General features: G+C 67.3%; 14 protein-coding genes. 4 read left to right on the forward strand and 10 right to left on the reverse strand.

Translation table 11 applies throughout. The features are described 5' to 3' along the window. The 5 genes from BXA00_RS03810 to BXA00_RS03830 all read right to left on the reverse strand — a co-directional run bounded on the left by BXA00_RS03810 (position 1) and on the right by BXA00_RS03830 (position 4,916). Positions 1 to 348 carry a hypothetical protein gene (locus tag BXA00_RS03810; protein WP_076516357.1) on the reverse strand — a complete coding sequence of 116 codons (348 nt, stop codon included), beginning with the start codon at positions 346 to 348 and terminating at the stop codon, positions 1 to 3. A gap of 68 nt (positions 349 to 416) precedes the next feature. Beyond that, positions 417 to 2,861: a TonB-dependent siderophore receptor gene (locus tag BXA00_RS03815; protein ID WP_083714163.1), complete on the reverse strand. Its 2,445-nt coding sequence runs from the start codon at positions 2,859 to 2,861 to the stop codon at positions 417 to 419. A gap of 119 nt (positions 2,862 to 2,980) precedes the next feature. After that, complete coding sequence (locus BXA00_RS03820) at positions 2,981 to 3,982, reverse strand: FecR domain-containing protein (protein ID WP_076516359.1); 1,002 nt, start codon at positions 3,980 to 3,982, stop codon at positions 2,981 to 2,983. A gap of 11 nt (positions 3,983 to 3,993) precedes the next feature. Next, a complete protein-coding gene (locus BXA00_RS03825; protein ID WP_231952199.1) occupies positions 3,994 to 4,470 on the reverse strand; it encodes a sigma-70 family RNA polymerase sigma factor in 477 nt (158 codons plus the stop codon). 203 nt (positions 4,471 to 4,673) lie between these two features. Further along, complete coding sequence (locus BXA00_RS03830) at positions 4,674 to 4,916, reverse strand: hypothetical protein (protein WP_076516361.1); 243 nt, start codon at positions 4,914 to 4,916, stop codon at positions 4,674 to 4,676. Positions 4,917 to 5,203: 287 nt separating this feature from the next. Between BXA00_RS03830 and BXA00_RS03835 the strand changes: the two genes are divergently transcribed. Beyond that, a complete protein-coding gene (locus BXA00_RS03835; RefSeq protein WP_076516363.1) occupies positions 5,204 to 7,309 on the forward strand; it encodes a PTS sugar transporter subunit IIC/EAL domain-containing protein in 2,106 nt (701 codons plus the stop codon). Here the strand turns inward: BXA00_RS03835 and BXA00_RS03840 are convergent. After that, entirely contained in the window at positions 7,302 to 8,183 is an 882-nt protein-coding gene (locus BXA00_RS03840; protein ID WP_076521781.1) for a prohibitin family protein, read from the reverse strand. The two genes, BXA00_RS03835 and BXA00_RS03840, sit on opposite strands and share 8 nt — an antisense overlap. Positions 8,184 to 8,449: 266 nt before the next feature. Continuing rightward, the gene (locus BXA00_RS03845) at positions 8,450 to 9,085 is read right to left on the reverse strand and encodes a DUF4375 domain-containing protein (RefSeq protein WP_076521782.1); all 636 of its coding nucleotides are present in this window, start codon (positions 9,083 to 9,085) and stop codon (positions 8,450 to 8,452) included. A gap of 180 nt (positions 9,086 to 9,265) precedes the next feature. Between BXA00_RS03845 and BXA00_RS03850 the strand changes: the two genes are divergently transcribed. Then, positions 9,266 to 10,330, forward strand: coding sequence for a M4 family metallopeptidase (locus tag BXA00_RS03850; RefSeq protein ID WP_076516365.1), 1,065 nt, complete (start codon positions 9,266 to 9,268; stop codon positions 10,328 to 10,330). Further along, positions 10,327 to 10,659 carry a protealysin inhibitor emfourin gene (locus BXA00_RS03855; RefSeq protein WP_076516367.1) on the forward strand — a complete coding sequence of 111 codons (333 nt, stop codon included), beginning with the start codon at positions 10,327 to 10,329 and terminating at the stop codon, positions 10,657 to 10,659. Before BXA00_RS03850 ends, BXA00_RS03855 begins: the two co-directional genes overlap by 4 nt. Here the strand turns inward: BXA00_RS03855 and BXA00_RS03860 are convergent. The 3 genes from BXA00_RS03860 to BXA00_RS03870 all read right to left on the reverse strand — a co-directional run bounded on the left by BXA00_RS03860 (position 10,580) and on the right by BXA00_RS03870 (position 13,971). Next, positions 10,580 to 11,830, reverse strand: a complete 1,251-nt coding sequence (locus tag BXA00_RS03860) for an MFS transporter (protein WP_076516369.1) — start codon at positions 11,828 to 11,830, stop codon at positions 10,580 to 10,582. The genes BXA00_RS03855 and BXA00_RS03860 overlap by 80 nt on opposite strands. A gap of 210 nt (positions 11,831 to 12,040) precedes the next feature. Continuing rightward, complete coding sequence (gene tam / locus BXA00_RS03865) at positions 12,041 to 12,814, reverse strand: trans-aconitate 2-methyltransferase (protein WP_076516371.1); 774 nt, start codon at positions 12,812 to 12,814, stop codon at positions 12,041 to 12,043. A 170-nt stretch (positions 12,815 to 12,984) separates the two neighbouring features. After that, the gene (locus tag BXA00_RS03870; RefSeq protein WP_076516373.1) at positions 12,985 to 13,971 is read right to left on the reverse strand and encodes a TerC family protein; all 987 of its coding nucleotides are present in this window, start codon (positions 13,969 to 13,971) and stop codon (positions 12,985 to 12,987) included. A gap of 108 nt (positions 13,972 to 14,079) precedes the next feature. On the opposite strand from BXA00_RS03870, the gene BXA00_RS03875 reads away from it, so the two are divergent. After that, positions 14,080 to 14,973 carry a LysR family transcriptional regulator gene (locus tag BXA00_RS03875; protein WP_076516375.1) on the forward strand — a complete coding sequence of 298 codons (894 nt, stop codon included), beginning with the start codon at positions 14,080 to 14,082 and terminating at the stop codon, positions 14,971 to 14,973. Positions 14,974 to 15,021: the final 48 nt, after the last annotated feature.

Here is a 15,021-nt window from a genome sequence, read left to right on the forward strand (position 1 = left end):
TCAATCCGGCAGCCTGCGCCGCGCCGACCAGATCCAGAACAAGGCCCCCATCGACAGCAGCATCGCGCACAGCAGGCAGGCAAAACAGATCAAGAGGCCAAAGAAGTAATAGCGGTCATAGACCCGCGCCGCCCACCACGCGACGCCGCCATATACCGCCATGACAAGGAACGGCAGCCATAGCACCGCGACCCCGGCGCGCCGCCAGCCGGGCGTGTTCAGGCGCGGATATTTTTCAGGCCGCGCCCGCAGCCACAGCGCCAGCACGGACAGGACCGGCAGCAGGAACGCCAGCACCGCCAGCACCAGCACACCCGCGTCCAGGAACGTCGCCACGAACTCGCGCAAGATCATCTCCTCGCACGGCGCATTGGCGGCGCCGTCCCGGATGTTATACACGAGCCCCGGCTACAGCCTTACAGCTTCGGCGCGTAGCGCACCGTCAGCATCACATTGCGCGGCTCGCCGTAATAGTTGTTGCCCCCCAGGGTGTTGTAGGAAGGCACGTAATACTTCTTGTCGAACACGTTGTTCACGTTCAGCCCGAAGCTCAATTCCGGCGTCGCCTGATAGCCCAGGCGCGCGTTCCAGATCGTGAATCCCGCCAACTTGAACTCACGGTCGGAGCTGATCGTCTGCGTCTGCGCGTTGACGCCCGCGCCCACGCTCAGGCGGTTCCACGCGCCCGGCAGCCTGTAGTTGGCCCACAGGCGCAGCATGTGCTTGGGCGTCCAGGTATTGAAGACCTTGCCCTGGTTGTCGGGGTCCGACAGGAACTTGGTGGTGTTGTAGGTATAGCCGGCGTACAGTTCGAGCCCCCGGACGACCTCGCCGGAGATCTCGGCCTCCACGCCCTGGCTGCGCACCTCGCCCGCCGCGCGCGAGCAATACCAGCCGTTGCAGGCAAACCCAGCGTCGTAGTCGTTGACGGCGCGGTTCTTGTGGTCGTAGCGGAACACGGCAAGCAGGGTGTTGACCCGGCCGCCGGCCAGTTCGCCCTTGATGCCGGCTTCGTAGTTCTTGCCTTCGATCGGCTCGAGCAGGCTGCCCGACACGGTGCGCTCGGTCTGCGGTTCGAAGACCGTGGTGTAGCTCGTGTAGACGGACCAGTTGTCGTTCAGCGCATACACGATGCCGGCGTAGGGAATGAAGCGGCCCGACGTCGACGACGTGGTCGTGCTGCCGTCGCCGCTGTAGCGGTAGTCGAACCAGCCCACGCGCCCGCCGCCGATCAGCGAGAGCGACTCCGTGGGCTTGACGCGCCAGGTGCCGTAGATGCCTTTTTGGCGGATGTCGTAGGCGCTGCGCGAATCGTAGCCGCTGGCGGCCGCGATGCTGTCGATGTCCTGCCAGGGGCGGTGGTGATCGATGTCGTAGATGTTGCCGCCGCCCTGCCAGGCGCGCGTGAAGCGGTCGTTCGTGGTGAGCTTGGAGTAGTTGGCCCCCACCACCACTTCCTGCGCCATGCCCCAGGCCGTGAAGTCGCCGGCCAGCGACATGTCCAGGGCGCGCTGCTCGCTCTTGAAATCCACGCCGAAATTGCCGTAGCTCAGGCCGCTGCCGTCGCGCTCCACGGCGCCGGCGACGCGCTGGTGCACGGTGGTGTTGTCTTCCTCCATCGCCACCCCGGCCAGCCGGAGGCGCCACGCGTCGTTGAAGCGATGCGTCACATCCGCGTTGAAGATGGTCTGGTCGTTCGTGGCGCGATTCCAGGTCGAGCCCGTGAATGTGGAGCGCGGCAGATCGATGCTGCCGCCATCGGCAAAGCGCGGATAGCCCACGAACATGGGACGCGAGCGGCTGTACCGGTTGCTGACGCCCAGGCCCACCGTCGTGTCGGCTGTGATGTCATAGTCCAGCGCGGCGTACAGGTTGCGCGTCCTGTCCCAGACATAGTCGATGTAGGAATGGCTCCGGTCCTCGTCCAGCACCATGCGGCCGCGCAGCGTGCCCGACGCGTTCAAGGGGCCGCCCGCGTCCAGCGTCAGGCCGTAGTGGTCCCAGGACCCCGCCTTGCCCGTGACCACCACGGACGGTTCGGCGCCGCCTCGCTTGCGCACCAGGTTGATCGCGCCGCCCGGACTGCCGGCGCCCTGCAGCAGGCCGGCCGCGCCTCTCAGGATTTCCACGCGGTCGTAGAACACCAGGGAATCCTGCTCCCAGTTGCCCAGGCTGTAGCTGTTGCGCAGCAAGGGCACGCCGTCATACTGCAGCAGATCCACCGGAAAGCCGCGCGCATTGATCGCCACGCCCGCCCCCACGCCCTGCACGCCCACCATGCCCACCGTGTTGTTGACGGCGTCCGGCAGGCTGGTCATGTCCTGGTCGTCCATGCGCTGGCGCGTCAGCACGGTGATGGACTGCGGAATGTCCTTGAGCGCCTGCGCCGTCTTGCCGATGGTCACGGCCGGCGAGGTATACGAACCGGTGCCCTCCGTCGTGGTGGCGTCGCCCGTCACCGTGACGGGCGCCAGCATCGCGGTCGGGCCGGCCGCCGGCGCCTGCCGCAGGCGGTAGCCGCCCTCGACCCGCGCCACGGCCTGCAGGCCCGTGCCCAGCAGCAGGCGTTCGAGCGCGGCGTCGACGCCATGGACTCCCGACACGCCCCGCGTCGTCACGCCGGCCGTCAGGCCCGGGTCCGACGCCACCATCACGCCGGCCTGCGCGCCGAACGTCCCCAGCGCCGCGCTGAGCGGGCCGGCCGGGACGCTGAAGGCAATGGCGCCGGGCGTCTGCGCCATCGCCGCTGCGGGCCACGCCGACGCGACGGCGACGGGCGCGGCAAGGGCGAATGCCGCGTGGCTCAGATGTAGGCGGACGGACACCGCGGCTCGGGCGGCGCGGATGGAAAGAGATGACATCGAAGGATTCCCAGGCTCATGAAAGGTCGCAGCAGCCGCGTGACCGGGCCGCTTTGTCTACATGAAGCGCGAGATCGGGATATCCGCCGTTGCTGTTACAAAAAGGCCGGCGGCACGGGTCATGCCAGGCCTACCGTCACCCAGTAGCGGGTATAGCGGCGCACCCGAACCGGCAGGATCTCCTGCAGCATGGCCAGGACCCGGTCCGTGTCGGACAACGGGAACGCGCCCACCACGCGCAGGCCCGCCGCCTCGGCGGTGCAATTCAGCAGGCCCGGTCTGTACCGGCCCAGTTCGTCCAGGAAGTCCGACAACGGCATTTCGTCGGCGATCAGCATGCCCTGCAGCCAGGCGGACGCGCCGGGCGCCAAGGGGCCCGACTGGAAAGCCCCGTTCGCGGAGAACTCCGCCTGCTCGCCGGCCTGCACGCGCCGCGGCGCATCGCCGGGCGGCAAGCCGCGCACATCCACCGCGCCTTCCAGCACCGCGACCCGCATGCGGCCGGCCTCCAGGTCGCGCACCAGAAAGTGGGTGCCCACCGGCGTGAGCACCCCGCCGCGGGTGCGCAAAGTGAAGGGCCGCCCCAGCGTGTCGCGGGCGGTGACGATCCCGATCTCGCCCTGCAGCAGCACCAGTTCGCGCCGCTCCGCCGTATAGCGCAGGTCCAGCGCGCTGCCGGCGTTCAGCTCGACCCGGGTTCCGTCAGGCAGCGTCAGCGACCGGCGTTCGCCCGTGCCGGTGCGCAGGTCGGCCGACAAGCGGCGCACGGCATCGCGCTCGCCCACCGCCCAGGCCCCCAGGCCCACGCCGACCGCCGCGACCATCGCGCGGATCGCCGTGCGTCGCGACCGGATCAGCGGCGCCTGCAACAAGGTGCGCGAGGCCACCGACGGTCCGGCCTGCGCCACGCCCGCTGCCACATCGCGCGTCAGCGCGGAGAATCGCTGCCAGGCCAGTTCATGGGCGGGATCGGCCCGCCGCCAGTGTTCGAAGCGATCCCGCTCGGCGGCGCTGGCGTCTTCGCGCAGCCGCACCCACCAGTCGGCGGCCTGCCGGACCACTTTTGGATCGATCGCGCCGGCTTCGGGCGCGTGCGGCCGCAACAACGGGAGGTTACTCATGGCGCGGGCGTTCAGCCGTAGACGGCCGCATAGCAATGCACCAGCGCGCGCGCCAGGGATTTCTGCACGGCGTTGGGCGTGAGGCCCAGGCGCTCGCCGATCTCGGCGTACGACAGGCCGTCGATCTGGGCCATCAGGAAGATGCGCCGGCTGGTCATCGGCAGGGTGTCCAGCAGTTCGCAGATCTGCGTCAGCGCCTCGATGATCAGGGCCCGGGCTTCGACGGAAGGCTCGACCGCCGGCGGCTGCAGCGCCAGCGTCTCGGCATACGCGGCCTCCAGCGCCGCGCGCCGCGCCCGGCCGATCAGCAGGCGCGTGGCGATCGTGCGCAGATAGGCGCGGGGTTCAAGCAGCGGCTCGCGCACATTGGCGCGGATCAGGCGTTCGAAGGTGTCATGTGCCAGGTCCGCCGCGTCGCAGGCGTTGCCGAGCTTGCGCTGCAGCACGCCGCGCAGCCACTGGTGATGGGCCTGGTAAACGGATTGCACCTCTGCGCGAGAGGCGAAGGAAGAGGATGGCATGGCGATGCGGCCCGGCGTCGCCGCCAACGGGCAAGACAAATGAAAACGATTCGCAATTATAGGTGCGGATTTTGTCTGTGCAAGGCGCGGCCGTCTGGCGCGGTGCAGGCGCGGCGACCGCACGGCTGGGCGCAGGGACGCGCCGGGGGCCGCTTGCCCGCCCGGCCGCGTCAGTAATCCATGGGAACGTGGCTCTGCGCGGCGCGTATTTCCTGCAGATGCCGTTCGGCCTCTTCGCGTTCGACGGCGGGCGGCAGCGCGCGCCAACTGACCAGATTCCCCGGCGTCTTCAATGGCATCCAACCCAGCACGCTGTAGAGCGAAATCGCGGTGCCGCCGGTATCCAGCCGCGTCTCGTAATACCCCTGACGTTCCGGCGCGGTGTCGCCGGGCGTCCAATCCAACTGAGACATCCAGGTCTCCTCCTGGTGAAGCTTATGCGCTAGGGTCCGCCATTCGCGCGGGACGGGTCACGACGGACCGGCCGCGCGGAACGGGGACACGTTTGATCGTATAGCGTCCGGACCCGCTTGTCCCCTGTCAAAAAGACTGAATTTTTGATTCCCGGCAGAGGGGAATCCCTAGGCTACCGTAGGTTTCGGATTGCTAAAGCACGAATACAGGCGCTAGGATGCGGCAACGGATTTTTACACCCCCCGGCGGACGTGGAGCGACCGGGCCCCTCGGGCAAACGACGGCCATGCCGAAAACGATCTTTCCGCACTACCCAAGAGATCGGCTGGCCGCCCTGGCAAGCGCCAATGCCCTGCGCGCGATCCGCGAAGGCCTGCTGTGGGTCATGCCGTGCCTGCTGGTGTCCGCGCTGTTCCTGGTGCTGTCGGTCTGCGCCCGGCTGCTCGGGCTGCCCGACGCCCTGGCCGATCTGCTGGCCAGCCTGCACCGCAAGCTGTCGGGCATCATGCCGCTGCTGGCCGGCACGTCCATCGGCTACATGCTGTCGATCCGCCACCGCCTCCCGCATCTGCCCACGGCGCTGCTGTGCCTGTGCTTTGTCGTCATCGCCGAAAACGTGCTGGCACCGTATCCCCGGGCGGCGGCCACGCTCACGCTGTTCATCGCGATCCTGGCGCCGATCGCGGCCGTGCCCCTGATGGCCCGCCTGCACCGCCGGCGCTGGACGCAACTGGCGCCGGACGGCCTGGTCGGCGAGAACGTCCGCGACTCGCTGAACATGATCGTTCCGGGCCTGCTGACGGCGGGCGTGGTGATGGCGGTGCTGTCCGCCGCCCTGCGCATTCCCGCCATCGCCCAGGTGGACATCCCGCTCAGCCTCGCGTCGCTGGACAGCCCGTTCGCCTCCGGCGCCCTGGTCGCCGCGCTGAACTCGCTGCTGTGGTTCTTCGGCATCCATGGGGCCCATGCCATGGCGCCCATCATGGACGTCCTGGACCAGGCGACCCGGCTCAACGCCACTACCGCCGCGGCGGGCTACGAAAGCGTGTATGCGCTGAACGGCACGCTGCTGGGCGCGTTTGCCTTCATTGGCGGATCGGGCGCAACGCTGTCGCTGGTGGTGGCCATCCTGTTGTTCTCGCGTAGCGAGTCGCTGCGCGTGCTGGCCCTGGCGAGCATTCCGGTGTCGCTGCTGAACGTCAACGAAATCCTGCTGTTCGGCCTGCCCCTCATCCTGAATCCGCGGCTGCTCCTGCCCTTCGTGCTCACGCCCGTGGTCAACGTGACCATTGCCCTGGCGGTGGTGCAGCTTGGCTGGCTGGCGCCCGCGACGGTCACGCTGCCGTTGACCTCGCCGGTGCTGTTCAACGCCTATCTGGGCGCTGGCGAGCACCTGGTCGGGATCGCATTGCAGTTGGCGCTGGTGGCGCTGGGCGCGTGCATCTATGCGCCCTGCCTGATCGCGCTGGAGCGTCAGCGCACGGCCGATTCCACGGTGTACTTCAAGTCGCTGGACACCACGTTTCCGCAATTGCAGGAAGAATCGCTGCTCTATGCCCATGATCCCGTGGCGTCCACCTACGCCAACCGAGCGCGGCGCCGCGCCGAGGTCTCGCGCATCCGCGCCATCAGCGAATACGACTTCTACCTGGAATTCCAGCCGCAGGTGTCGCTGCGCACGGGCCTGTGCACCGGCTGCGAGGCGCTGCTGCGCGCCACCGGTCCCGAAGGCACGCAGCAGGCGCCGCTGGAATTCCTGCGCTGGCTGGCGCAGGCCGACCTGATGCGGGACGTGGACCTGTGGGTGGCGCGGCAGGCGGTGCGGCAATGCCTGGCGTGGCGCGCGCAAGGCTTCACGCTGCCCATGACCATCAACGTCACCGGCGCAACGCTGACGTCGCCCGCCTCCCTGGACCGGCTGATCAAGGTGCTGGAGCAGGCGCAGGGCCAGGTCTCGGTGGAACTCACGGAAGACGCGCTGGTCGAGGACGCAGGCGCGTTGCACACCGCCTTTGACCGGCTGCACGGCATCGGCGCGCGCGTGTATATCGACGACTTCGGCACGGGCTATTCGGCGCTGAGCTACCTGCATCAGTTCCAGATCGACGCGGTCAAGATCGACCGCAGCTTCGTGCTGGCGCAGGGCCATGACCGCGGCGCGCTGGTGATGAGCGGCCTGCTGCGCTTCTGCGAGGCGCTGAACCTGCAGATCATCGTCGAAGGCGTGGAAACGGAAGCCCAGTTATCCGCGCTGGCGTCCAGCGCAGAAATCATCGTGCAGGGCTGGTACTACAGCAAGGCGGTCTCGGGAGACCATCTCGTGGATTTCGCGCGCCGGCGGCAGGAAGCCCCCGCCCTGCCGGCGCAGCTTTCCAACGCCGCGGCTATTTGATGCCGATGAAGGGCAGCGCCGCGCCCGGCACCTGGGTGGACGGCAAAACGCCGTCCCACTTTTCAACGGCATTCAGGCTTACCAGGTTGGTGTTGGCGGCCAGCGCCTCGGCCTTGGCGCGGATCGACGCCGCTTCGGCCTCGCCGCGCATGCGGATGCCGTCGGCCTCCGCCGTGAACCGCTGACGCTGGGCGTCGGCTTCGGCCTTGGCCTTGACCACCTGGATCTCGGCATTGATCATCGCCGTTTCCTTTTGCTGGCGGGTCGTCTCGATCTGCACCTGAGCCAGCATGCGCTGTTCGATCGAATGCTCGTAGGCCTGCGAGAAACCCACTTCCTCGATCTGCACCCCCACCACCTGCACCGGCGCGCCCTCCATCGTCTTGAGGACCGCGGCGTTGACATCCAGGCCGAGCTTCTGGCGTTCCTGGATGGCGCGCACGGCCGTGTACTGGCCAAACACGTTCTTCACCGCGTCCGGCGTCTTGCGTTCCAGCACCCGCATCTGCAAAGTGGCGATGGTGCCGTATTCGGCGTAGAGCTCGGCCACATCCTCGGGCGGCACGCGATACGTGACGGACACGCGCAGCGTCGCGGGCTGCTGGTCGTAGCTGTAGGCCTCGAGCTTTTCGAACACGAAGGTGTGGTCGCGCACGGACACCGTCATCACGTTGTCGATAAAAGGCGTCTTGAAATCCAGGCCCGGCTCGGCCACGCGCACCAGCTTGCCGTTGCGCAGCACCACGCCGCGCTCGCCCTGGTCCACCTGGAACCACGAGCCCATCGCGATGAACACGATCAGCATGAAGAGAATCGCGGTGCCAACGGCGAATTTCAGGTTGCGCGGCTTGACCGCGCCGATCGTCTTGACCATCTGGATGTCTGTCGGCTTCACTTTCACTTCCAATCCCTGTCGTTTCTTGTTCGTTTACGGTCCGAGAGCACCGCTGCGATGCCGCGCGCCAGCAGATAAGCGATCACCGCCGCCCCCACCAAGATCAGGAAATACCGCATCGAGCGTCCCCCCCGGGAAAGAAGGACGGGATTCTAGCTTGCAGCGGGAACGCTGCCGCCACGACGTTCCGACCTAATGTGGCGATACGTTTCCGAACGTTTCCACGCGCCCGGAAATGCGCGCGTTCAGCCGCCGTACCAGCGCAATCCAAGTCGCGCCAACGGATCCGGATACTCCCAGAATGCATGGTCCAGCGCCTCGAGCTGCGCCTGTTCCGCGTCCGTCATCGCGCCGTAGATGTCATCGAGCTGGATCACTTCCGGCGCGGCCGCGAAGCGGTCGATCAGCCCTCGCATGCGGGACAGCACATCCAGCATGTGCACCGCGCCGATCTTGCTGAGCGCCTGCAGGGCCAACTGGCAGGTTTCGTCTCCCCAGTTGCAGAGGAACTGCATGAAGCCGCCGTTGTTGATGTCCGCTTCCATGCGCCACAGCGCCACCAGTTCCTGGTCCGTGCCCGACAGTCGATCAAGCTTCCAGTCCGCTGCATGAAGGGCCGCCATCGCCTGCTCATAGCGCTGGTCCCACAGCAGATCGTGGACGTTGAGCATGCCTTGCGGCGACGGCGCCAGCAAGGCCGGCCACACGACGCCATGGCCGCCATCAACGAGCTGCCATTGCTCGCGCGCGGCCGGCGCGGCCTCATGCAGGCGGATGTGGCGCCGGATCGGCTCCTGCAGCTCGCGGCCATTGGCCAGCGTGAGCAGCACGTGGGTGTCGGTCAGCGTGAGGGAGGTGATGCGATAGTCGGATGACGGCATGCAAAAGTCCGGCAGCAAGGAAAGCGCGCAAAACTACCGGATCCGCGCCGCGCTGTCGAGGCGCGCGCGTTGCCGGCTCGCATCGCGCCGCATCCTGTTACCGCGCGGGGCCACCCCATCTGCTACGTTAACCGTGACCCGCGCCGGCGCTGCTGCCGGCGCCCCTGTCGGAGACCGACCATGCCACGTCCTTCCGAGTCCGCTCCCCTGATCGGAGTGGTCCCGCCGTACATGCTGGACCGCCTCGCGCAGCACACCGATGCGCGCGTCAGCATGCCCGCCGTCAAGACGTTGATCATCGATCAGCAACAGCGCAGCCTGCGCGAGATGGCGGAACAACCGCCCCGCGCGACCCTCGGGCCCACGCGCCACGCGGCGCCTGCGGGCTCGCCCGACCGCGCCATCCACGACGCCGCCAACAGCACCACGCTGCCCGGCAAGCTGGCGCGGGCCGAAGGCGCGCGGCCCAGCGGCGACCCCGCGGTGGACGAGGCCTATGCCCACCTGGGCGCGACCTACAAACTATTCTGGAACATCTACAAGCGCCACTCGATCGACGCGCACGGCTTGCCGCTGATCGGCACGGTGCACTACGGCGAAGACTACGAAAACGCCTTCTGGAATGGCGCGCAGATGGTGTTTGGCGATGGGGACGGCGAAATCTTCAATCGCTTTACCGTCGCGGTCGACATCATCGGCCATGAGCTCACGCACGGCGTGATCGACAGCGAGGCGGCGCTGCTCTACCAGGGCCAGTCCGGCGCGCTCAATGAATCGCTGTGCGATGTGTTCGGGGCGCTGGTCAAGCAATATTCGCTGGACCAGACCGCGCGGCAGGCAGACTGGCTGGTAGGCGAAGGCCTCTTCACGGAAAAGGTGCAGGCGCGCGCGCTGCGCTCCATGGCAGAACCGGGCACCGCCTACGACGACCCCGTGCTGGGCAAGGACCCGCAGCCCGCGCACATGCGCGACTACGTCGATACGCCGCGCGACAACGGCGGCGTGCACATCAACTCCGGCATTCCGAACCGCGCCTTTTATCTCGCGGCCACGGCGTTGGACGGCAATGCCTGGAACGGCGCGGGCCGCGTCTGGTACGACACCCTGTGCGACAAGCGCCTGCGCCACGATGCCGGGTTCAAAGACTTCGCCGGCCTGACGCTGGAGGTCGCGGGCGAAAAGCACGATGCGGCGGTGCGCCGCGCCATCGAAACGGCCTGGAAGGCCGTGGGAGTGCTGTCATGATCGAACTGCCGTCACTCGACCTGGCCCAGCTCGTGCGCCTGACGCGCGAGGGTGGCGTGGCCTTTGTTCCTGCCCTGGCGCAGCCGCGCCGCATCGATATGGGCACCTGCCCGCCGGGCGTGCGCCAGGCGGTCTGCGACGCGCTGCGCCTTGCGGCGCCCAAGGCCATGCCTGGCTGCGCGGACGCAGGCGGCGACCAGCGCTATTTCCACGTCGAGGTGGAATTCCAGGACGCCCAAACGGGGCGGATCAGCTTTGACGTGCCCGAGGCGGATGCGCCAGAGGCGCTGGTGCGGCTGTGGAAGCACCAGCCCGACCAATCTGGATAGCGCGCCCGGCATACAGTCCGGCCACGGCCATGACCGCGCACAACGCGGCGCACACGCCCAGCGCAAACCCCCACCCGCCGAATTTGTCGTGCACGCCCCCCACCAGCGCCGGCCCGGTCGCGGCGAACAGATAGCCGACGCACTGCGCCATGCCCGACAGGGCCGCGGCCTGTTGCGCGTGGCTGGCGCGCAGCCCCACGAACGCCAGGCCCAGGATGATGCCCGCGCCGGTGCCCAGGCCCAGGAGCGCGATCCACACCGCGCCCCACGCAGGCGCCGCGATAAGGCCCGCGAACGCCACGCAGGACGCGCCCGCCGCGCAGAATGCCGCCGCCCGCTGGTCCTTCAACCGGCGCAGCACGGGCGCCAGGAAGAGCGCCGGCGCGGCGGACGCAAGCTGCAGGAAACCATGCAGCGAGCCCGCGCGCTCGGCCGTAAAGCCCGCATCGTGCAGGATGGCCGGCAGCCAGCTCACCGCCACATAGAACACAAAGGAATTGATGCCCAGATACATCGTGACCTGCCACGCGAGGGGCGAACGCCACAGGTGCGCGCCGTGCGGCGCGTGCGCGGTCGCCGCGACCGGCCGCGTATGGCCGGCAAGCTGCGGCAGCCACAACAGCAGGCTGATCAGCGGCAGCGCCAGCATGCACAGCGTCGAAAACCGCCAGCCCCCCATCGGCAGATTGGCCAGCGGAATGGCGATGGCCGAGGCCAGTCCCGCCGCGAGCCCCATCGTCAGCACATAGGCAGAGGTCAACCCTGCCAGCCGCTGGGGAAAATCCCGCTTGAGCAGGCTGGGCAGCAGCACGTTGCCCAGGGCAATGCCGGCCCCGATGATGGCCGTGCCCGCATACAGCCCGCCCACGCCGCCCATCGTGCGGACCCCGATCCCGGCGGCCACCAGCAGCATCGCCGCGAACAGGGTGCGTTCCAGCCCGAAGCGGCGCGCCAGTCCCGCGGCAAACAGCGACACCACCGCAAAAGCCAGCAGGGGCAAGGTGATCAGCATCCCCGCCGCGGCCGATGACAGGCCCAGTTCGCCGCGTATCAATCCCATGAGCGGCGGCACGCCCGTGAATGGCGCGCGCAGCGCCATGGCGATGCACAGGATGCCCAGGATCAGGAGCGCTGGGCGCGTGGTCAGGGTCGGGGGAGCAGCGTGCGGCATGGATTCAATCCGGGAAGTGTGCAAGGAACGCGCGCGAGCCGCGTTCCACCCTCGCCAGCTTACGCATCGGGCGCTTTGCAGAATGTCGAGATAATACCGAACACCTGCACCGGCCCATTCCCGACCGCCCGCGCGACATCGCCGGCGCTTTGAATGCGGATCCCACCGGCCGCCGCACCGTGGCGCAATGGGGCAAGCGCGTCGCCCGCGTCACCCCTGCTTTGCGCCCGCGACGAGGAACAGCCGCGGAAACGGCAGCAGCACCGTGCCGTCGGCCAACGCGGGATAGGCTGCCTCGATCAGCGACTGGTAGCGCGCCAGGAAGCTCGCCTGCTCCGTCGCATCCAGCTTGTCCAGATAGGGCCGCAACGCCGTGCCTTTGAACCATTCCACCACCGCGGCCGCGCCGGCGAGCGGATGGTGATAGGTCGTGCGCCACACATCCAGCGTGGCGCAATGCGGCTTGAGCAGTTCGTAATACCAGGCGGCGCCATGGCGCGGCGGATGCTTCACGCCGCCGGTCTTGGCCGCCCAGGGCGCCTCGCCAGCCACCTGCCTGGCGAGTCGATGCGCGGGCTCTTCCAGATTGTCCGGCGTCTGCACCGCCAGGCTGCCGCCGGGCGACAGCTTGGCCACCAGCGCCGGATACAGCGTGTCATGGTCGGGCACCCACTGCAGCGAGGCGTTGGCCAGAATCACATCGTAGGGCTGCGGCGGATTCCAGGCGGCAATGTCGGCCAATTCGAAGGACAGGGCCGGCAGGCGCTTGCGCGCCGCCGCGATCATGTCTTCCGAACTGTCCATGCCCGAGATGTCCGCGTCCGGATAGCGGCTGGCCAGCACCTCGGTGGAATTGCCCGGTCCGCATCCCAGGTCCACGGCCCGTTTGACGACCCGGTTCGGCAGCGCCGCCACCAGGTCCCGCACCGGCCGGGTGCGTTCGTTTTCAAAGGCGGAGTATTGCGTGGCGGACCAGCTCGTCATGATCGTTCCTTGCGTGGGTAGGCGGTACCGCCGACTGTACGCCTGGGCCTTTCATATTACAAATCTCAAATTCGGTCGCCTGCCATATCCAAAGAATATGGATATCGGAAAGAAAAAACCCGCCCGCCGGCAGGTGCCGGCGGGCGGGTTCGATGGGCGAAATGCCTGCGTTACTGGGGCTTCAATTCATCCGAACGGGTTTTCCACAGAGAGAACAGCACGCCACCCAGGATCAGGCTGAAGGTCACGCCCAGCGAAATCGCGGGAGGCACCTTGCCGATGAAGCCCACCAGGAAGATCTTCGTGCCGATGAACACCAGAACCAGGGCCAGCGCGTACTTCAGGTAATGGAAGCGATGGATCATCGCCGCCAGCGCAAAGTACAGCGCACGCAGGCCCAGGATCGCGAAGATGTTGCTGGTGTAGACGATGAACGGATCCGTGGTGATGGCGAAGATGGCCGGCACCGAATCCACCGCGAACACCAGGTCGACGAACTCGATCAGCACCAGCGCCAGCAGCAGCGGCGTCGCGTAGCGCACCTTCTTGGACGTGGCCGGATCGGTTTCGGTCACCATGAAGGCATTGCCGCGCAGGCCGTCCGTGACGCGCATGTGGCGCTTCAGGAACTTCAGGATCGGGTTGGTGGCGATGTCCGGCGTCTGGTCCGCGATCATCCACATCTTGATGCCCGTGAACACCAGGAACGCGCCGAACAGATACAGCAGCCAGCCGAAATTGCTCACCAGCGCGGCGCCCAGGCCGATCATCGTGGCGCGCAGCACGATCACGCCGATGATGCCCCAGAACAGCACCCGGTGCTGGTACTGGCGCGGAATGGCAAAGAAGCTGAAGATCAGCGCGATCACGAAGACGTTGTCCATGGACAGCGACTTCTCGATCATGAAGCCCGTGTAATAGGCCATGCCGCTCTCCGGCCCCATGTTCCACCACACCCAGCCGCCGAACAGCACGGCCGCGGTGATGTAGCCCGCGGACAGCAGCAGGCTTTCACGCACGCCGATCTCGCGATCTTCCTTGTGCAGCACGCCCAGGTCGAAGGCCAGCAGGCTGATGACGATACCGATGAACAGCAGCCAGCTCCATGCCGGCGTACCGAGAAAATCGGCGTTGAAGAAGGTGATCAAAGTGTCCATGATTGCCCCGCTAGGTTTGAAGGCCCCCATGATCCTGATCCTGTCCGGATGGAGAAATCAGCCTGAAAGTGAGTTAAGGTTCGGAAAAACCGAAGTTAAGGGACACCCATGCTGAACTACCGTCACCTGTATTACTTCTGGATGGTCGCCAAGGAGGGCGGGTTTTCCCGAGCCGCCGAGCGCCTGGACATGGCCATCCAGACCATCAGCGCCCAGGTGCGCGAGCTGGAAAAAAACCTGGGCCATCAGCTGCTCAAGCCGGCCGGCCGGGGCGTGGCCCTCACCGACGCGGGCCAAGCCGCATTCGCCCGAGCCGAAGAGATATTCCAGATCGGGCAGGTCCTGCCGCAGGCGGTGCGCGCGGCCGCCACCAAGCCCGTCGTGCGCCTGTCGGTGGGGCTGTCGGACGGCATCTCCAAGCTGGCCGCGCATGCGTTGCTGGGTCCGGTGCTGCACACGCCCGACCTGCACCTGACGTGCCACGAAGGCGAAGTCGAGGAATTGCTGGGCGAGCTGGCGCAGCATCACCTGGACCTGGTGCTGGCCGGCCAGGGCGCGCCCGCCAACCCCAACCTGCGCCTGACCAGCGATCGCCTCGTGTCGTCGCCCGTCGATTGGTACGGTCCCGCCAAGCTGGTGCGCAAATCGGATACGCTGGACTTTCCCCGCTGCCTGGAACGCCTGCCGGTTCTGCTGCCGACGGGCCATTCGGTGCTGCGCCAGACGCTGGATCGCTGGTTCAGCGATCAGGGCGTCCTGCCGAACGTGGTCGGCGAATTCGAGGACAGCGCGCTGATGTCGGTGTTCGCGGCCCGCGGCCTGGGCGTCTTTCCGCTCAGCCGCCTTGGCGGCGATGACGTCGCGCTGCTGCGGGGCCTGAGGCCGCTGGCGCGCTGCGACGACGTGCACGAGGAAATCCACGCCATCCGCAACCGCCGGGGCCAGCACCACCCGCTGGTAAGGCAGATCCTCGCACAGGCCAAAGCTTCGGTTTTACCTTAATGTTTGTCACATCTGCTCTGGTTTTTCAGAAATAGAATCGGCGGTACC

The sequence above is a fragment of the Achromobacter sp. MFA1 R4 genome (assembly GCF_900156745.1).
Lineage (GTDB): Bacteria > Pseudomonadota > Gammaproteobacteria > Burkholderiales > Burkholderiaceae_B > Achromobacter.